7 protein-coding genes are annotated in these 19,439 nt (G+C 76.0%); 1 reads left to right on the top strand and 6 read right to left on the bottom strand.

The window, feature by feature from the left end:
- Nucleotides 1-16 precede the first annotated feature (16 nt).
- From ACQYWQ_RS29240 to ACQYWQ_RS29215, 6 genes are read right to left on the bottom strand one after another with little or no spacing between them, the layout of a single operon-like run.
- Complete coding sequence (locus tag ACQYWQ_RS29240) at nucleotides 17-829, bottom strand: thioesterase II family protein (protein ID WP_431038810.1); 813 nt, start codon at nucleotides 827-829, stop codon at nucleotides 17-19.
- Nucleotides 826-2,049 carry a cytochrome P450 gene (locus ACQYWQ_RS29235; RefSeq protein ID WP_431038809.1) on the bottom strand — a complete coding sequence of 408 codons (1,224 nt, stop codon included), beginning with the start codon at nucleotides 2,047-2,049 and terminating at the stop codon, nucleotides 826-828. Before ACQYWQ_RS29235 ends, ACQYWQ_RS29240 begins: the two co-directional genes overlap by 4 nt.
- Nucleotides 2,046-4,097: a Gfo/Idh/MocA family oxidoreductase gene (locus tag ACQYWQ_RS29230; protein ID WP_431038808.1), complete on the bottom strand. Its 2,052-nt coding sequence runs from the start codon at nucleotides 4,095-4,097 to the stop codon at nucleotides 2,046-2,048. Before ACQYWQ_RS29230 ends, ACQYWQ_RS29235 begins: the two co-directional genes overlap by 4 nt.
- On the bottom strand, nucleotides 4,094-5,260 hold the full coding sequence (locus tag ACQYWQ_RS29225; RefSeq protein WP_431038807.1) for a saccharopine dehydrogenase NADP-binding domain-containing protein: 1,167 nt from the start codon (nucleotides 5,258-5,260) through the stop codon (nucleotides 4,094-4,096). The genes ACQYWQ_RS29230 and ACQYWQ_RS29225 overlap by 4 nt, the downstream gene beginning before the upstream one ends.
- Nucleotides 5,257-10,770, bottom strand: coding sequence for an amino acid adenylation domain-containing protein (locus ACQYWQ_RS29220; protein WP_431038806.1), 5,514 nt, complete (start codon nucleotides 10,768-10,770; stop codon nucleotides 5,257-5,259). The genes ACQYWQ_RS29225 and ACQYWQ_RS29220 overlap by 4 nt, the downstream gene beginning before the upstream one ends.
- Entirely contained in the window at nucleotides 10,767-17,474 is a 6,708-nt protein-coding gene (locus ACQYWQ_RS29215) for an amino acid adenylation domain-containing protein (protein WP_431038805.1), read from the bottom strand. The genes ACQYWQ_RS29220 and ACQYWQ_RS29215 overlap by 4 nt, the downstream gene beginning before the upstream one ends.
- A 181-nt stretch (nucleotides 17,475-17,655) precedes the next feature.
- Between ACQYWQ_RS29215 and ACQYWQ_RS29210 the strand changes: the two genes are divergently transcribed.
- On the top strand, nucleotides 17,656-19,350 hold the full coding sequence (locus tag ACQYWQ_RS29210; RefSeq protein ID WP_431038804.1) for a (2,3-dihydroxybenzoyl)adenylate synthase: 1,695 nt from the start codon (nucleotides 17,656-17,658) through the stop codon (nucleotides 19,348-19,350).
- The last annotated feature ends 89 nt before the right edge of the window (nucleotides 19,351-19,439 follow it).

Below are 19,439 nucleotides of genomic sequence, written 5' to 3'. Positions count from 1 at the left end.
GTGGGCCGCGCGGTGGTCACGGGGTGCTCGGCCACCGCCGGCCTCCCGTCGGCAGGGCGGGGTCCAGGCGTCGTACGAGTGCGGCGACGACGTCCGCGCGACGCTGTGTCAGGTAGAAGTGGTCGCCGGGGAAGACGCGGACGCGGGTCGGGCCCCGCGTCAGCGCGGCCCAGCCGCCGTCCGGGTCAGCGGCCGTCGCGGGGAACTCGGGGTCGGTGTCCCCCGTGAAGACCTCGACGGGACAGTTCAGGGGCGGCTTCGGCGTGGGCCGGTAGGTCTCGATGAGCCGGTAGTCGGCCCGTACGCCGCCGAGCACGACGGACCGCAGCCCGGGATCGGCGAGGACCTCCGGGGTCGTCCCGCCGAGCCTGCCCAGCTCCCCGCACAGCGTGTCGTCGTCCTGGAGGTGAAGGGTGCCCGTGACGGCCGTCGCGGGGGAACGGCGGCCCGAGGCGAAGAGGCGGTGCGGCTCGGGCGCCCCTGCCGCGCGCAGCGCGTGGGCCAGCTCCCAGGCGACCGCGGACCCCATACTGTGCCCGAAGAGGGCGTACGGGCGCCGCGCGTGCGGCGCGAGTTCGGCGGCCAGTGCCGTGACGAGCGTGGTCATGTCCGGTGCGAAGGGTTCGGTGAAGCGGTCCTCGCGCCCCGGGTACTGCACGCCCCACAGTTCCACCTCGGGTGGCAGCAGCGCGGCCCAGGCGCGGAAGGACCCGGCGCCGCCGCCCGCGTGCGGCAGGCAGAAGAGCCGCCAGCGCGCGGCCGGCCGGGGCCGCCAGCAGCGCAGTGCCCCGCGCGCGCCGGTCGCCGCGTGGACGCCTCCCGCGTTCACCAGGCCACCATGAGGCGCTCGATGCCGAAGGTGGCCGAGTCGTGCTTGAAGGCGACCTCGGCGTCGGGTTCGGCGAGCCGCAGGGTGGGGACCCGGCGGATCAGGGTTCCCAGCGCGACCTCCAGCTCCAGGCGCGCGAGGTGCTGGCCTATGCACTGGTGCACGCCGTAGCCGAAGGCGACGTGGTGGTTGGAGGGGCGGTGGAAGTCGACGCGCTCGGGGTGGGCGAACTGCTCGGGGTCGTGGTTGGCGCCCGCGAGGAGCGCGATCACGCCTTCGTCGCGCGGCAGCGTGCCGCCGGGGATGTCGATGTCCTCGGCGGCGACCCGCAGCGGGATCGAGTCGGCGATCGACATGACGCGCAGCAGTTCGTCCACGGCGGCGGGCATGAGTGCGGGGTCGGCGCGCAGCTCGGCCACGAGGTCGGGGCGCCTGAGCAGGAGGAGGGTGCTCAGCGCCAGCATGTTCGTGCTGGTCTCGCGGCCCGCGTTGATGGTGATGCCGACGGTCGACAGGAGTTCGGGCAGGGTGAGCGCGCCGGTGCGCAGGTGCTGGACGACGAGCCGGGACAGGAGGTCGTCGCCCGGGTCCTTCTCGCGCGCGCGGATGAGATCGGTGAGGAGCGCGAAGAGCCCGCCGAGGGCTTCGCTCACCTGCTCGGCCGTGCTGTGCCGCGAGCCCGAGATCCGGGTCACGTCGCGGAAGAACTCCAGGTTCTCGCGCGGGATGCCGAGCAGTTCGCAGATGACGGAGGTGGAGACGGCGTTGGCGTAGAACGGGACGAAGTCGGCGGGGGCGCCGCCCGCGAGCATCGTGTCCACCAGTTCGTCCACGAGTGCCTGGACGGCCGGGCGCATCGCCCGCACCCGCCGGACGGTGAACTCGGGCAGGAGCATGCGGCGGTAGCGCGTGTGCTCGGGCGCGTCGGTACGGATGAAGGGCCGCAGCCGCGCCCCCACCTCCTGCTCGCCCTCGCCGAGCGCGGGGAAGGCGGGGCGCCGGATGTCGGCGCTCGCGCGGGGATCGGCGAGCAGTTCGCGTACGTCCTCGTAGCGCGTGACGACCCAGGCGGGGCGGCCGGTCGGGAGGGTCACGGGGGCCACGGGCTGCTCGGCGCGCAGCTCCGCGTACGCGGCGGGCGGGGCGAAGGGGCAGGTGCGGCGCAGGGGGAAGTCCCTGGCCGCGGGGGCCTCGTGGGGCTGCTCGGCGGGGGTGGTCATCGCGGGTCCTCGCTGTCGTGGGTGAAGGGGAGCTGTTCGTGGGCCGGGGCCTTGGTCAGGACCGCGAGCGGGGGCGCTCCCGGCCGGGTGTCGAGGAGGCGGGCGCGCAGGCCGGACTCCTCCTCGACCGTGCGCAGTCCGAAGGGCCACCAGCGGTGGGTGTCGCTGACCTCGCGGACGGGGGCGGCGGAGCCTTCCTCGTGGACCCGCCAGGTGCTGCGCAGGCGCATCGCGCGCGGTTCCCCGGGGTCGGGGCCGCCGGAGAACCACCAGGCGTACGTATGACGGCCGGCGTGGGCCGTCGCCGTCCTGGCCTCGGCCAGCTCCGTCGGCTCCTCCAGGCCCATGAGTTCGACGACGACGGGGCTCGCCGGGCCGAGCCTGGGCAGCAACTCCCGCCACAGCCGGGCGCGTTCCTCCGGGGTCAGGTGGCCGAGCACCCCGCACAGCAGGACGGCGCCGAGCCGGTCGGGCAGGTCGACGTCGGGCGCCCGGTCGGCGGTGACGGTGACGCGGGCACGCAGGTCGGGATCGCCGAAGACACGGCTGGTGAGCACGGCGCGCATGCCGGTGGCGGGTTCGCACGCGAAGACCTCGGTGTCCGGGCGGGCGCGGGCCACGGCCTGCGTGAGCAGTCCCGTGCCCGCGCCGATGTCGGCCACCGGGCCGTGCGAGAGGTCGGCGCCGGAGAGGAGCGCGGCGACGGCCGGGGCGCTCGCTGTCGCCGTGTGCGTGGCGGCGACGAGGTCGAAGAACTCGGCGGAGGCGTCGTAGGGGGCGCCGTCGGCCGTTCCGGTAGGGGGCCTGACGGACGCGGGGGCGGGTTCCCGGGGCCCGTCCTGGTCCGTGCCCGCGTCCCCTGGGCGGGGGTGCTCCGGGAACAGCGCCTCGACCGGCAGGGGGCTCGGGGGTCCGGGGCGGACGAGTTCGGGCGGGCCGAGGCGCGCGGCGAGTGCCGACCAGATCCGGCACACGGTCAGGTCGTACTGCGCTCCGGCGAGCGGATCGGCGTGCTCCGCCACGGCCGTGCGCATCCCGTCCAGGGCGAGCCCGATGGCGTCCGGCCAGAGCCGGGTGAACACGTCGCGGAAGGAACCCGTCTCGCCCAGCACCGAGGTGGTCGCCCGTTCCAGCGCTTCCGTGCCCGGCCCTTCGATGACGAAGCGGTGCCCCGGGTCGCGGGCGACGTGGAGCCGGGGGCTCCACAGGACGGGTCCGTGGGTGTCGGCGAGGGTGAGGACGCCGCCCTCGGTGCCGAGCGAGATCCGGTGCCAGTGCAGGGCGTGGTTGTCCCTGTCGCCGGGGTCGAGCTGGTTCTGCACGCGCAGCGTGAGCGGGATGCCCGCGAGGGTGCCGCTCACCGTCTGGAACGGTTGTCCCGGGCGTGTGGGGCCCTCGTCGAAGCGCCACGGCCGCACGGCGCCGAGCGCGCGCCCGAGCACGTCCACGAGCGGGTGCATGAGGTGGACCGGGCTCGCCGCGTCCACGAAGAGCGGCCGCTGCCGCTCCCGCAGTCGTCGCGCCGCCGCGAGGAAGCGGCGCACCGGCGCGACGTACGGGTAGTGCGTATGGACCCGGTACCGCACCCCGCGGGCGCGGGCCAGGCGCAGACAGCGCGTCATGTCGTCCAGGTGCACCGGGTGTTCCTGGAGTACGTGCACGCCCCGGTCGAGCAGCGCGAGCGCCAGCTCCGTGCCCGCGCCGCCGGAGATCGCCGAGCCCACCGCGACGCAGGCGAGGTCGATGCCGTCCGGCAGCGCGCTCACCTCGGTGTGGTGCGGGACGCCGTGGCGTTCCGCGAGCGCGCGCGAGGCGGCCGAGCCCCTGCTGAGCACGCCCGCGAGGACGAAGCCGGGCCGATCGCGCACCGCCTCCGCGTAGAAACGCCCGAAGTTCGTGCCGCAGACGAGGACGCGCAGCGGGGCGGCGGTGACGGTGGCGGTGGCGGTGGCGGCGCTCCCGCCGGGTCCGTGGCCGATGCCGGTGCCGGTGCCGGCGGCGCTGCCGTGGCCGGTGTCGGGGCCGTGGCCGGTGTCGGGGCCGTTCACAGTTCCCCCTCCTCTTCCGTGTCCGTGTCGGCCCCCGCCGCCGGGTCCCGCGCGTCCCGTACGAGGACTTCGGCCGCCCCGAGCTTCGTGAGGCCGCTGACGACTTCCTCCGGATCGAGTACGTCGCACGCGAAACGCGTCCCGGGCGCTACGGCGCCACGCGCGACGGCGTCCGCCGTGAGGGCTCCCACGGCACCGGTGAGCCGGTAGCTGCTGGTGGTGCGCAGCCGCAGCCCACGCGCCGCGGGAACCCCGCGCACGCTGCCGGTGATCCGGAACTCCATCGCGTAGTACGGGGAGCGCCCCGCGAGGTCCACGGTCGCCGCGCGGCGCAGTCGCTCCTCCAGGAGCCGGGGCTCCTCACCCGCGGCGAGCGCGGCGGGCAGCGCGGTGAGCAGCGCGTGGACCCGGGTGCCGGGGTGCACGTTCCACCAGTCGGCGCGCTCCAGGCCGAGCGCGGTGGCGAGCCGTACCGTCTCCTCGCCGAGGAAGGGCACCAGGGCGACCCGGCCGGGGAAGCCGGGCGCCGTCGCGTCGGGGTCGGCCCGCAGCACCCGGGGGGCGCGGCGTCCACCGCGTACCGCGGCGAGCGCATCGCCGTAGGCGGAGCCGCCGGGGCCGCCCGCGGTGAGCGAGAGGAGGAGGTCGGCCGCGACCGTGGGCGAGCAGGGTTCGAGGCCGCCGCAGTACGCCTCCAGCGCGAGGGCCGTGTCCAGCCCGCGTGCCAGGAGGCGCGGCAGCAGGCCCGACAGTCCCGGCAGCGTTCCCGCCGACAGCACCACGGCGCGCCGGGCGAGTTCGGGCAGCGGGCGGGCGTGCAGGTCCTCGGCCGCGGGGTCGTCGCCCGCGACGTCCACGCAGTGGGCCCCGGCGGCGAGCGCGGCGCGGGCCGCCCTCGCGCCGAACCTGTAGCTCGGGCCCGCGCAGTTGAGCACCAGGTCGCAGCCCGTCACGAAGGCGGCGAGCGAGCCGGCGTCGTCCATGTCGGCCGGTACGACGTGCCCCCGCCCGTCCAGTTCGCCCGCGAGCACGTCCCGCAGCGGCTCCTCGGCGCGTCCCCCGAGACGCAGCCCGGTGTGCCCGAGGTCGCGCAGCGCGCGCACGGCGGCGCGGCCGACGGCTCCGGAGGCGCCGAGCACGCCGATCGTCCCCTCGCCGTTCACCGGGTCACCGCCCCGGAGGTCAGCTCGTCGATGAGCTTGAGGACGGCCGGGGCGTGTTCGGGCGCGAGGCAGCTGAAGTGGTCGCCGCCGATGTCCACGATGGTCAGGTCGCCGAGCGTCAGTTCCTCCCAGTAGGTGTTGACCGCCGCCTTGCTCCCCGGGAAGGGGTAGGCGCCGTCGTGACGCAGGAAGGTGATGTCCCCGGCGTACGGTTCGGCCGCGTACCGGGTGATCGCGAAGACGCTCTGCCGGAAGGCCGAGAACAGGCGGGTCATGTGGTCCGGCGCGTAGTTGCCCGCGCCGGCGGGGACCGCCTCGCACATCCGTACGATGCGGGTCTCGCGCGGGACGGCGGCGAGCGCCGCGAAACAGGCGCCGACGTCGGCGAACTCGCCCTCCAGCGCGGCGAGTCCGCCGTCGCGCAGGACCCCGGGGCTCTGCGCGAGTACGGCGTCGGCCGCCGCGGCGACCCGGTTCTCGTCGGCGGGGAAGCCGAGGTCGGCCGGGTCGATGCCCATCATCACGGCGAAGGCGTACTCGGAGAGCAGTTCGTCGTCGAGCCGGAAGCGCGGGCTGTGGCTGCTGATGACCGTCAGGCTCTCGACCACGGCGCCGGACTCGGCGAGGGAGCGGGCGACCTCGGTGGCGACGAGGCCGCCGAGGCAGTAGCCGACGACGTGGAAGCGCCGGGCGCCCTCGCGGGTCAGCGCCTGGGCGTACTCGGCGGCGAGCTGCTCGATCAGCCCCTCCGGCGGTGCGGCGAGGTAACGGTCGAGACCGGGCACCTCCAGTCCCACCACGGTGGCGAGGCCGGGCGAGCGCCGCCGGATCTCGGTGACGAGTGCCCGGTAGGGCATGACCGTGCCGGTGCCCGCGTGGACGAGGACGGTGACGGGTTCCTCGGCGGACCGTGAGCCGTGCAGGTGCACGAGGGGGTCGGCGGGCGCCGCGGGGTCCGGGGCCTCCTCACCCGCGCGATCGCGCAGGAAGGCGGCGAGTCCGGCGACGGTGGGCCGCCGCAGGAGGTGCCGCAGGACCGCCTCCCACTCCAGGTCCTCCGCGTACGGCACCCGCTCGCGCAGCCTGCCGACCATGCGTGCGACGAGCAGCGAGTCCCCGCCGAGGTCGAAGAAGTCCTCGTGCGCGCCGACCCGCGGCACGGCGAGCAATTCCGCCCACAGGGCGGCGAGTTCCTGCTCCAGGGCGTCCATCGGGCGCTCCGCCGGCTCGTCCGCGCGCGGCGGCGCGGCCTCGCGCGGCAGCCAGGAGCGCAGCGCCGCACGGTCGGTCTTGCCGTTGGCGGTGCGCGGCAGCGCGTCCACGAGCTGCCACACCGCGGGGACCATGTACGCGGGCAGCCGGTTGGCCGCGTCGCGTACGAGTTCGCCCTCCGTGACCGGTACCCGGTCGTCCTTGAGCACCGCGAGGAAGAGTTCCTGACCGGTCAGGGCGAGGGGTTCCCCCGCGCCGGGCAGCGCGACGACGTCCGTCGCCCCGTGCCGCGCGAGCAGGGCGTGCCACTGCGGCCCGGTGAGGAAGGACTGCCCGAGCGCGGGCCGTTGGTCCGTCCACTCGGCCCCCGCCAGCTCCAGGAACTCCATCGACACCAGGAGCGGCGGGTGCAGGTCCCTGGTGTTCTCCACGAAGACCAGCCGCCCGCCCGGCACGAGGAGCGCGCGCAGGCGTTCCAGCGCCGCGTCCGTGTCCGAGGCGGCGTGCAGCGTGTTGGCGCACACCACGACGTCGAAGGAGTTCGGCACGAGGCCCTGTGCGCGCGGGTCCTGGTCGAGGTCGAAGCGGGCGCTCCGCACCCACGGCTGCTCGGCGAAACGCTCGCGGGCCTCGTCGACGAAGAACGGCGAGGCGTCGGTGAAGAGGTAGTCGACGCCGTAGCGGTCGAGTGCGGGGACGAGTTCGGCGGTCGTGCCGCCGACTCCCCCGCCCACCTCCAGGACGCGCAGCCGCTCCTCGCCCGTGTGCGCCGCGGCGACGCGGGTGAGGGCGGCGACGACGCCCCGGTTGAGGTGGCGGATCGCCAGGTTGTCGCGGTACGCGGCGTCGGCTGCCCCTGTCGCCGCGCCGGGGAAGAGCAGCGCGGCCACCTCCACCTCCCCGGCGAGCAGTTCCGGCAGCCGGTCGGCGCACGTGCGCATGACGCCGAGCAGTTCGGTCGACCAGCCGACCTCCGCCTCCAGCGCGGCGGTGGTGCGCCACGCGGTGTCCAGCGCGGCGCCGTCCACGGGGGTCAGCCGCGCGTAGGTGCCGCTCTCCGTGTCGTGCGCCAGGCGCCCGTGGGCGGTGAGCGCGCGCAGCCAGCGCCGTACCAGGTGCCGGTGGCGGGGGGTCGCCCGCAGTCCCGCGCACACCTGGTCGGCGGTGTGGCCCTCGGGTCCCGTGCAGAGCCCGGCCGAGCCGATGAGGTGGGCCATGACGTCCAGGGCGGTGGCGTCCAGGGCCTCGATGAAGGCACCGAGCCGCGCCCCGTCCACCGCGGCGCCCGCCTCGGTGATGGCCTCGCGGGCCGCCTCGGCGGCCTCGTGCGAGAGCGCCGACGCGGCGCCCGGTGCCCTGCGTCCGCTCTCCACGAAGGCGGCGAGCCTGCGCCCACCGCTCGCCCCGTCGTCCACGACGACCGCGCCCGCCCCGACCGAGGGGTGCGCCCGCACCGCGGCCTCCACCTCGGCCAGCTCGACCCGGTACCCCCTGATCTTGACCTGGGTGTCCTCGCGGCCGAGGAACTCCACGGTGCCGTCCGGCAGTTGGCGCCCCAGGTCGCCCGTCCGGTAGAGCCGCTCGCCGGTCAGCGGATGGCGTACGAAGCGCTCCGCCGTACGCTCCTCGTCGCCCAGGTAGCCGAGCGCGAGTCCCGCGCCCGCGAGGTACAGCTCACCGGGCACCCACTCGGGGCAGGGGCGCAGCGTGTGGTCGAGGACGTGTACGCGCTGGTTGGTGAGCGGCCGTCCGTACGGGATGCTGGGGCGCTCCGTGTCCACGTCGCCGGCCGGGTGGGCGATCGACCAGATGGCCGCCTCGGTCGCGCCGCCGAGCGCGACGACCTCCAGGGACGGCCAGAGCGACCGCGCCTCTTCGGGCAGGGCGACGGGTATCCAGTCGCCCGACAGGAGCGCGAGCCTGAGCGGGGCCTGCCGCGCCCCCGGCGCCGAGCGCACCCAGTCGCAGAGCATCTGGAGCTGCCCGGGGACCGAGTTCCACACCGTCACGCCGCGCTCGTGGAGCAGTTCGGCCCAGTGCGAGGGATCGCCCCTGCGCTCCTCCTCGGGCAGCACGAGCGTCCCACCCGCGGAGAGCGGCCCGAACAGGTCGTACACCGACAGGTCGAAGCCGAGGCCCGCGACGCCGAGCACCTTGTCCCCGGCGCCGATCCGGTACCGCCGGTTCATGTCCGTGATCGTGTTGAGGGCGGCGCGGTGGCTGATCATGACGCCCTTGGGCGTCCCCGTCGAGCCGGAGGTGTAGATGACGTAGGCGAGGTCGTCGGGGGCCGGACCGGGCGTGGGCAGCGGGTCGGCGGGCGCCTCGGGGAGGGTGTCGACGGCGATGACCGCGAGGTTGCCCGGCAGGTCGGCGAGTTCGGCGAGCCACGACTGCGTCAGGACGTGGCGCACGGCGGCGTCCCGCAGGATCGTGTCGCGGCGCCTGACCGGCTGCGCGGTGTCGACCGGCAGGTAGGCACCGCCCGCGAGCAGGGTGCCGAGCACGGCGACCGTCTGTTCCCAGCCCTTGTCCATCCACACCGCGACCCGCTCGCCCGGCTCCAGGCCGAGCGCGCGCAGCCGCGCGGCCACCTCGCCCGCGCGCCGGGCGAGCGCCCGGTACGTGAGGGCGCGCCCCGGTGCCTCGACGGCGAGCGCGTCCGGGCGGGCGGCGGCCCTGGCCAGGAACGCCTCGTGCAGCAGCCCGGTGGGCAGCGGTCCCTCGCTCGCGTGGTACGCGGCGCGCCGTTCGCCCTGCGCGGGGGGCAGCGGGAGGTCGGCCGGGCGCTCCCACGCGGCGTCGGCGGCGTCCCCCGGCGCGGCGAGCGCCTCCACGAGCGCGGTGTAGCCCGCGAACATGTCCTCGGCCACGCCTTCGGGCAGTACGCCCTCGCGTACGTCCCAGGAGAGCGCGAGCGCGTCTCCGCGTTCCATCGCCTGGCAGTCGAGCCACACCTGCGGTGTACGCGTCGCGGCGTAGGCGACCGGCAGGTCCGCCGTCCCGCGCCCGCCGAGCGCGCTCGTGAAGACGACCGGCATCAGGACGGGCGCGCCCGCACGGCGCGACAGTTCGGCCAGCACCTCGGTCCCTCCGTACCGCGTGTGCTCCAGGTCCTCCAGGAGGCGCCCCGTGAGCGTCCGGGTGCGCTCGGCGAAGGACTCCGGAACGGTGAGGTCCACGGCGAGCAGTTCGAGCGAGGTGAAGTCCCCGACGACCCGGCCGATGTCCGGATGCAGCGGCGGCCGGTCCGCCGTCGGCACGTTGAGCGTGAAGCGGGGGCCGCGCGACCAGCGGCCGACGGCCTCCGCGTAGGCGGTGAGGAGCACGCCCGACAGGGTCAGCCCGCGGCGCGCGGCGCGCTCCCCGAGCCGCCCCGCCGCGTCCGGGCCGAGCAGCCGTTCGAGCCGCCGGAAGGTGACCGGGGGTGTCGCGGGAGAGGCGGAGGAGTCCGCGACGGTGTCACGTGCCGCGGCCCACCGTTCCGCGAGCGGCAGTTCGGGGGCGGGCGGCAGTTCGTCGACGCGGGCCGCCCAGTAGGCGCGGTCGCGCTCGTACGCGGGTGTTCCCGCCTGTGCACGCCGCGCGAGCACGCAGTCGCGGAAGCTCAGCCCGAGTGGCGGGTGCTCCGGCGCCGTGCTCCGGTAGGCGGCGTCGAACTCGGCGAGGAGCAGGCGCAGTCCCGCGTGGTCCACGACGAGCATGTCGCAGCCGACGTGGAGCCGGTCCCCGTCGGGGGCGCGCGTGATCGCCAGGTCGAAGAGCGGCCAGCGGTCGGCGGGGGAACGGCGCGTCGTCATGCGCGCCCTGACCCCGGCCCTGGTCCGCTCCTCCTGCCCGGGGGCCGCATCGGCCACCAGGACCTCGGGGGCGGGCACCTGGGGCAGCACCTGCTGGTAGCCGTCCTCGTGGACGACGGCGCGCAGCATGTCGTGGCGTTCCGTCAGCTCCCGCCACACCCGCGTGACCCGCTCGGCGTCCAGCTCCGGGTAGCCGAGTTCGACGTACGCCTGGCAGGCGACGCCCCCGTAGGGGTGGCCGTCGGCGCGGCCCAGGAGGTAGGCGGACTGCACCGGCGTGAGCGGGAAGGGTTCGTGCCGAGCCGCCGGGTCCGGGCGCAGGACGGGCCCCTCGGCGGCGGCGAGGTGGCGCAGGATCTCCTCCTTGTGCGCGAGGAGCCGCTCGCGGCGCTCCCCGGTGAGCAGGCCCCGTGGGGCGCGGAAGCGCAGGCGCCCTTCCTCCTCCCAGAGTTCGATGCCTTCGGCCGCGTACTCGGCCAGCAGTTCGGTGGTGTTCACAGCGCTCCGCTCTCGGTGTCGGTCGCCTGTTCGGCGACGGTCCTGCTGATGTCGGCCGCGAGGGCGGCGAGGTCCGGGGCCGCGAGGAGGCGGCGCACGGGGAAGGGGATGCCGAAGCGGCGGCCCACGGCGGCGACGAGGCGCATCGCGGCAAGGCTGTCGCCGCCCGCGGCGAAGAAGTTGGCGTGCCGGTCGCGCGCGGTGCCGGGCAGGCACGTCTCCCACAGCGCGGCGAGTTCCGCCTCGGTGCCGGGACGGGGTGGTGCGCCCGCCCGGCCCTGATCGGGCTCGTACTCCTCGGCCCGTGCGAGGAGCGCGGCCCGGTCCACTTTGCCGTTTCCGGTGAGCGGCAGCGCGTCGACGAAGTGGAGGCGTCCGGGCACGGCGTACGCGGCGAGCCGGACGCGCAGGCGGGTGAGGACCTGCGCGGCGAGGGGGTCCTCACCGGCCGCGGCACGTACGGAGTCGTCCCCGGCGTCCCCGGCGTCCGCGCCGTTCCCGGCGTCCCCGGCGTCCCGTACGGCGAAGGCCACGAGCCGGCGCGCCGTGCGCGGTCCCGCGCCGACGACGGCGGCCCGCGCGATGCCCGGCTGGGCCTCCAGCGCGGCCTCGATCTCGCCCGCCTCGACGCGGTGTCCCGAGATCTTCAGCTGGGAGTCGCGCCTGCCCAGGAACTCGATGAGCCCGCCCGGCCTGAACCGGCCCATGTCCCCGGTGCGGTACCAGCGCCGCCCGTCGCGCACGGGGAACTTCCGCGCCGTCAGCTCCGGGTCGCCGAGGTAGCCCTCGGCGAGCCCGAGTCCGCCGATCCACAGCTCGCCCGCCGTCCAGTCGGGGCAGTCGCGTCCCTCCGCGTCGACGACGCGGTACTCCTGCCCGGTCAGCGGCCTGCCGTACGGGATCGACGGCCACCCGGGAGGCGGCTCGGTGACGGTGTACGTGTTGGACCACACGGCGGCCTCCGTGGCACCGCCCAGGGCGACGAAGCGGCAGCCTTCCGCCGTGCGCGCCCGCAGGCGCCCGGGCAGGTCGAGGCCGATCCAGTCGCCCGAGACGAGCGCCGTGCGCAGACCGAGCAGGTCGGCGGGCGGGCCGCCACCGTGCTCGTCGGCGTCGATGAGCAGCCCGAGCAGCGCGGGCACCGTGTTCCACACCGTCACGCCGAAGCGGCGCACGAGGCCGGGCCAGCCGCCGGGGTCGCGCCGGACCTCCTCGGTCGGCAGCAGCAGCGAGCCGCCCGCCGACAGGAGCCCGAAGAGGTCGTACACGGCGAGGTCGAAGTCGAGCGCGGACAGGGCGAACACCCGGTCTCGCGCGCGGACGCGGTGGCGCCTGGTGACATCGGCGACGGTGTTCCACGCGGCGGCGTGCGAGACGCACACGCCCTTCGGCTCGCCCGTCGAGCCGGAGGTGAAGACGACGTACGCGGGCGCCCCCGGGGTGGGCAGGACGGGCGCGCCGAGCGGTGCGTGGGCGAGCGCGTCGGCCGGGGTGAGGACGCCGGGCCCGGCGTCCTCGGCGAGGGTGACGCGGATGCCCGCGAGCGCGTGCACGCGCTCGCGGCGGTGGGGCGGCTGCTCGACACCCACGGGCACGAGCACGGCCCCCGCGGCGAGCACCCCGAGGACGGCGGCCACTTGCGCCGGGCCCTTCGGCAGCCGTACGGCGACCCTGTCGCCCTCGCTGACCCCGCGCGCCCGCAGCGCGGCGGCCGTGCGGAGCGCCTCGTCCGCGAGGCGCAGGTAGCTCGTGCGCGTGCCGTCGGGCGTGACGAGCGCGGTGCGGCCCGGCGCGGCTGCGGCCTGCGTGAAGAACGACTCGTGCAGGGTGCGCGGGGCGAGGGCCGGCCCGGCGGACTCGGCTGCCGCCCGCGCGCGTGCCTCGCGCTGTTCCTCCGGCACGACACACGGCACGGGCGCGTCCCAGTCGCTCGCGGCGAGATGGTCCAGGAGCCGGGTGTGCGCCGCGAACATGGCGTCCAGGACGCCCGCGCGGAACAGGTCGTCGACCGCGTCCCACGTCACGACGAGGGCCCCGTCCTCCTCGGTGACCTGGTTGTCCAGGCACACCTGCGGCGACTGCGAGAGTCCCCAGACCTTCGGCGGGAAGCCCGTCGCCGGCCCGGAGAGCGAGGCGTCCCCGACGCCGAGCGCACCGGTGAACACGACGGCCGCGCCGGGTCCCGAGCGGCGCGCCGTCTCGCGCAGCAGCCAGGCGACGGGCACGTCCTGGTGGTCCAGGTCGGCGGCCTGCCTGGCCTGGGTCTCGCGCAGCCGCTCCAGCCAGCTCGCCCCGGCGCGCCGGTAGGCGGCGGGCGCGAGCGAGGTGAAGTCCCCGAGCACGCGGTGGACGTGCGGGTGCACCTCGCGGCGGTTGAAGAGGGTGAGGGTGACCGCGACGGCGTCCGCTCCGCTCCACGCCGCGAGTACTTCGCCGTACACGGCGAACAGCACGGTGGCGGGGGTGAGTCCGTGCCGGGCGGCGCGCTCCTTGACGGCGCGCCAGCGGTCCGGGGCGATGCGGAGGCGGCGCCGGGTGAAGCGCGGCGCGGTGAGGAGTTCGGGCTCCGTGGCGAGCGGCAAGGCGGGCGGCGGGGGCAGTTCGGCGAGCCTGCCGCTCCAGTGCTCCCTGGCCCCGGCGACCGTCTCGGGGGCGGGGGCCGTGCTCGTCAGGTAGTCGCGGAAGGTGAGGGCGAGCGGCGGCAGGGGGGCGTCGGGGTCGTCGTAGAGGGTGTTCAGCTCCTCGTAGAGCGTCGTGAGCGAGAGCGCGTCGAGCACGAGGTAGTCGAGACCCACGGCGAGCCGGGTCCTGGTCCTGCCGTCCTCCCCCGGGTAGCGGAGCGCGGCGAGGTCGAAGAGCGGCCAGGAGCCGGGATCGCGCACCTGCCGCGACATGCGCTCCCGCAGCGCGGCGAGCGCGGCGGCGGCGCCCTCGGCGTCCGTCTCGTCGACGGGGACGCGTATCTCCGGCACCGAGGCGCGCACGCGCTGGGTGCCGTCCTCGTCGACGACGGCGCGCAGCATGCCGTGGCGGCGCACGAGGCGGTTCCAGGCGCGGGCGAGGCGGTCGACGTCCACGTCGGTGCCGTCGAACTCGCTGTAGTGCCAGGTGCCGACCCCGCCGAGCGTGAAGCCGGAGTCACGGCCCCTCAGGTAAGCGGCCTGGACGTCGGTGAGCGGGAAGGGCTCGTGCGCGTGCGCGGGATCGGCGAGGGGGGCCGACGGCGCGGGTGCGCCTGTCGCCGTGCGGGGCGCGAGGCGCGCGGCGAAGGCGCGCAGCGCGGGCGCGGCGAAGAGCGCGGCGACCGCGGCGTCGGTGAAACCCGCGGCGCGCAGCCGTCCCACGACGCGCGTGGCGAGGAGGGAGTCCCCGCCGAGCGCGAAGAAGCTGTCGTCCCTGCCGATCGCGCGGACGCCGAGGAGTTCCGCCCACACGGCGGCCACCGCTTCCTCGGTGGGGCCGGCGGGCGCGTCGCCCGCCGGCCGTTCGTCGCGGGCGTGGGCCGTGAGGAGACGGGTGATCGCGGTGCGGTCCGGTTTGCCGTGGGGGGTCAGCGGCAGCGCGTCGTTGACGAGGACGGTGTCGGGCACCATGTAGCCGACGAGCCGCCCGGCGGCCCGCGCGCGCACCTCGTCCGGTACGGGGGCGGCGCCGCCCGGTGCCGGGGTGACGAGTGCGGCGAGCCTGCGGGTCGGTTCGCCGACGACGACGGCGACCGCGCGCAGCACCGCGGGGTCCGCCTCCAGCGCCGTCTCGACCTCGCCGAGTTCGATCCGGTGCCCGCCGATCTTCACCTGGTGGTCCGCGCGTCCCAGGAACTCGATGACGCCGTCCGTGCGGTAGCGCGCGAGGTCTCCGCTGCGGTACCAGCGCTCGCCGTCGTGCTCCACGAACCGTGCGGCGGTGCGTTCGGGATCGCCCCGGTAGCCGGTGGCGACGCCGGGGCCGCCGATCCACAGCTCGCCGGGCACGTGGTCGGGGCAGTCGTGCCCGTGGGCGTCCACGATCCTGGCACGCATGTTGCGCAGCGGGGTCCCGTAGGGCACCGAGGCCCAGTCCCGCTCCACCTCGTCCACCTCGAAGACGGTCGAGTGCACGGCCGCCTCCGTCATCCCGCCGAGCGCCACGAAGCGACAGCCGGGTACGAGGGCGCGCAGCCGCGCGGGCTGGTCGAGCCCGATCCAGTCGCCGCCGAGCAGGGCGAGCCGCGGGGTGCTGCCGAGCCCGGTGTCCGCGCCGGCCGCGAGAAGGAGGTCGAGGACGGCGGGCACGCACTGGAGGAGCGTGACCCCGTGGCCGCGTACGAGAGCGGTCCAGTGGTGCGGGTCCTTGCGGTGCTCCTCCCCCACGACCACGACGGCGCCGCCCGCCGAGAGCGGCGCGAACAGGTCGAAGGCCGCGAGGTCGAAGTCGAGCGCGGAGAGGACGAGGCTGCGGTCCCGCGGCCCGATGGCGAACCGGTCGCCGAGCGCTTCGAGCGTGTTGACGACCGCCCGGTGCGAGACCTCGACGCCCTTCGGGGTCCCGGTCGAGCCCGAGGTGAACAGGAGGTACGCGGGGCTCCCGGGTCCCGGCTCGCCGACCTCGGCCGCCGGGGGCCGCGCGGTGGCCTCGTCGAGGGTGAGGACGGTGAGCCCCTGGACCGCCCGGCACAGCTCCGCGTGCTGCGGATCGGTCAGGACGAGCCGGGCCCCCGCGGTGTCGTGGACGCGGCGCCGCCGCGCGGCGGGCTGCCCGGTCCCCACGGGCGCGTAGCAGGCCCCGGCGGCGAGCACCCCGAGCACGGCGACGACTTGGGCGGCTCCCTTGGGCAGGGTGATCGCCACCGTGTCGCCCTCGCCGACCCCGTGCTCACGCAGCAGCGTGGTCACCCGGCGGGCGGCTTCGGCCAGTTCGCCGTAGCTGAGCCGGGTGCCGTCCTCGCGCACGAGCGCGAGGCGCCCGGGGTGCTCGGCCGCGTGCCGGAAGAAGGGCACGTGCAGCGGCTCGCCCGACGCGGGCACGCGGGCCGGGGTCGCCGCCTCGCGGGCGGCGAGTTGCGCGGCGGGCACGAGCGGGCCGACCGGCCGCTCCCAGGCGCTCTCGTCCTCGATGAGCGAGGTGAGCAGCGCGCGGTACGCGGCGAAGGCGGCGTCCGGGACGCCGGGCGCGAGGACTCCGTCGCGTACGTCCCAGTTGAGCAGCAGCCCGTCGTCCAGTTCGGTCACCTGGGCGTCGAGGACGACCTGCGGTCCCTGCGAGATGATCCACACGGGGCGCCCGAAGACCTCCTGGACCTCGGGCGTGAAGATCTCGCCGAGCCCGAGGGCGCTCGTGTAGACGACGGGCGCGAGGACGGGTGAGCCCTCGGCGCGCGTCAGATCGCGCAGGACCTCGACACCGCCGTACGCGCCGTGCGCGACGCCCGCGCGGATGCCGTCCTGCACCCGGCGGGCGTGCGCGAGGAACGGCAGCGGTTCGGTCAGGTCCGCGTCGAGCAGGAGCGAGGAGCTGAAGTCGCCGACGAGGGAGGCGACTTCGGGGGCGTACGGCTCGCGGTCGAAGAGCGGGAGGTTGAGCAGGAAGCGGCGGTTGCCGCTCCAGGCCGCGAGGACCTCGGCGAAGGCGGTGGCGAGCGCGGCGGCCGGGGTCAGGCCGTGGCTCCTGGCCCGCGCGGCGAAGGCGTCCTTCTCGGCCGGGCCGATCCAGTGGTGCAGCCGTCGCACGTGCGTGAGCGCCGTGTCGGTGGCGGCGACGGGCCGCTCCAGGGCGACGGTCGTGGGCGGCCGGGGGGACCGGGGCAGCCCGGCAAGGCGCTCGTGCCACCACGCGCGGTCGGCCGCCCGCTTCGCCGCCGCGCCGGGGTCGGCGGCGCGTGCGGCGAGGTAGTCGCGGTAGGTCAGCGGGAGCGGCGGCAGCGGCTCCTCGGGGCGGGCGTACAGGTGGCGCAGGTCGGCGAGGAGCACGCGCAGGCTGAGGGCGTCCCCGGCCATCATGTCGAGGCCGATCTGGAGGCGGGTGCGGCCACCGGGCAGCAGGCACAGGGCGGTACGGAACAGCTCCCCGGCCGCGGGGTCGGGGCGCGCGTGCGTGTGCCGCTCGCGCAGCTCCGCGAGGCGGGCGCGCACCTCGTCGCCCGGCAGCGCGCGCAGGTCGTGCACGGTGAAGTGCGCGGGCCCGTCGCCGTACCGCTGCCTGCCGTCCGCGTCGACGTGCGCGCGCAGCATGCCGTGCCGGTCCACGAGGCGGTCGAGCGCGGGGCGCAGCCGCTCGGGCACGAGGCCGGTGCCGTCGAGTTCCACGGCGAAGTGCGGGGCGACGCCACCGAGCGGCTGTCCGTCCTGCCTGCCGATCCAGTACGCGTGCTGCATGGCCGAGAGGGCGAAGGGTGCCCCGTCATCGGCGCCGCGCGTGGGCGGTGGCGCCGCGGGCGCCTCGGGGACGGCCCCGGCCCGTTCGCGCAGGATCGTGTACCAGGCGCTGAGGACGGGTTTGTCCACGAGGTCCTGGAAGGTCACGGAGCTGCCCGCGCGCCGCCAGGCGCCCACGAGCCGCATCAGCGCGAGCGAGTCGAGGCCGAGCGCGAAGAGGTCGCGGTCCTCGTCGAGTTCCCCGGCCCCCAGGGCCTCGGACACCGCCGCGCGGACGGCCTCGGGCGAGGGGCCGCCGCCCGGCGGGTTCGGTGTCTCGGTCCCGGCGTACGGGCCGCGGGGGTGCTCATTCACAGCGGGGTCGACCTCCGGTCGGGGCAAGGGGACGCAGCGCGTGGACGGGACCCGGTGCGTTCGCGGACGAGGGCCGCGAGGGGGTCACCCACGTTCATGAAAATGATTATCATTAGAATCAAGCACGTTTCAAGGGGCCCTCCTCACCCGCGCCCCCCGACCCGACCCCCAGGAGCACGTCATGGATCACCCCCCGCCGACGAACGCCCGCCGCGCACACGAGAAGGAGCACACGCACCCCGCCTGGCCCCCGGCAGCGGCCGAGCGCTACCGGCGCGCCGGCTACTGGCGCGGGCTCACCTTCGGCCAGGAGGTGCGCGCCTGGGCCCGCGAACGCCCCGGCCGCACCGCCCTCGTGGACGGCGCGCGCCGGTGGACGTACGCGGAACTCGCGGCGGAGACCGGGGGGCTCGCCCGCGGGCTGCGCGACCTCGGCATCCGGCGCGGGGACCGCGTCGTCGTCCAGCTCCCCAACGTCGCCGAGTTCGTCCTGCTGTGGTTCGCCCTGCAACGCCTGGGCGCCGTACCTGTCCACGCCATGCCGGGGCACCGGCGCGCCGAACTGACGCACCTCGTGCGGCTCTCGGGAGCGGCCGCCTGCGTCGTACCCGAGCGGCACGCCCGCCAGGACCACCGCGCGCTCATGCGGGAGGTCCTCGCCGGGCTGCCCGACGACAGCCGGTGCCGCGTGATCGTCGTCGGCGAGGCGGGCCCGTACGAGGACTTCGTGCCGTACGCGGAGCTGCGCGGCGCGCCCGATGACGCGCCCGACGACGACCCGCCGGAATCCGGTGACCTGGCGCTGCTGCTGCTCTCCGGCGGCACCACGGGCTTGCCGAAGCTCATCCCGCGCACGCACGACGACTACGCCTACAACGCCCGTGCCGCCGCCGGGGTGTGCGGACTCGACGAGGACTCCGTCTACCTCGCCGTGCTCCCCGTCGCCTTCAACTTCACGCTCGCCTGCCCGGGCGTCCTCGGCACGCTCAGCGCGGGCGGCACCGTCGTCCTGGCCCCGGACCCGAGCCCGCAGACCGGCCTCGCGCTCATCGCCCGCGAGGGCGTCACGCTCACCGCGCTCAGCCCGCCGCTCGTCCCGCACTGGATGGAAGAGGCCCGCGCGGACCCGGAGTCCGTGCGCTCGCTGCGCCTCGTCCAGGTCGGTGGCGCCCGCCTGCCCGACGCGCTCGCCGCCCGGCTCGGCCCGGCGCTCGGGGCGACGGTCCAGCAGGTGTACGGCATGGCCGAGGGCCTGCTCAACCTCACCCGCGTCGACGACCCCGACGAGCTGATCCGCACGACGCAGGGACGTCCGCTCTCGCCCGACGACGAGATCCTCGTCATCGGGCCCGACGGCACGCCTGTCCCCGACGGGGAACCGGGCGAACTCCTCACGCGCGGCCCGTACACCCTGCGCGGCTACTACCGTGCCGCGGCGCACAACGCCCGCGCCTTCACGCCGGAGGGCCACTACCGCACCGGGGACCTCGTACGGCGGCTCCCCTCGGGCCACCTCGTCGTGGTGGGCAGGGTCAAGGACCAGATCAACAGGGGCGGTGAGAAGATCGCGGCGACCGAGGTCGAGGAACACCTCCTCACGCACCCCCGGATCAGCGCGGCCGCGCTCGTCGGCGTCCCGGACCCGCACCGGGGCGAACGCGCCGTCGCCTTCGTCACCTGCGAGGGCGACCCGGCCCCGGACGTCCACGACCTCTCCGGCTACCTGCGCGAGGACCGGGGCCTCGCGGCCTACAAGGTCCCCGATCAGGTGGTCGTCCTGCCCGCGCTGCCGCTGACGCCGGTCGGCAAGGTGGACAAGAAGGCGCTGGCAGCCGGTCTCCTGCCGGAGGCCGGAGTGACAGGGCAGGGCGGGTAAGGGCCAGGGGGATACGGGGGCGTGGCACGCCGCCTGACGGGGCGCAGCCGGTACGGCACGGGAACGCAGCCGGTACGGCACGGGAACGC

Source organism: Streptomyces sp. P6-2-1 (genome assembly GCF_050613165.1).
Classification (GTDB): domain Bacteria; phylum Actinomycetota; class Actinomycetes; order Streptomycetales; family Streptomycetaceae; genus Streptomyces.
The sequence above is the reverse complement of the archived record's forward strand: the minus strand, read 5'-3'. Positions and strand labels throughout refer to the sequence as shown.

Coding starts and splice junctions, on each gene's coding strand:
- ACQYWQ_RS29235 (WP_431038809.1), bottom strand. CDS start 2,049: ATGACCACCCCCGCCGAGCAGCCCCACGAGGCCCCCGCGGCCAGGGAC.
- ACQYWQ_RS29210 (WP_431038804.1), top strand. CDS start 17,656: ATGGATCACCCCCCGCCGACGAACGCCCGCCGCGCACACGAGAAGGAG.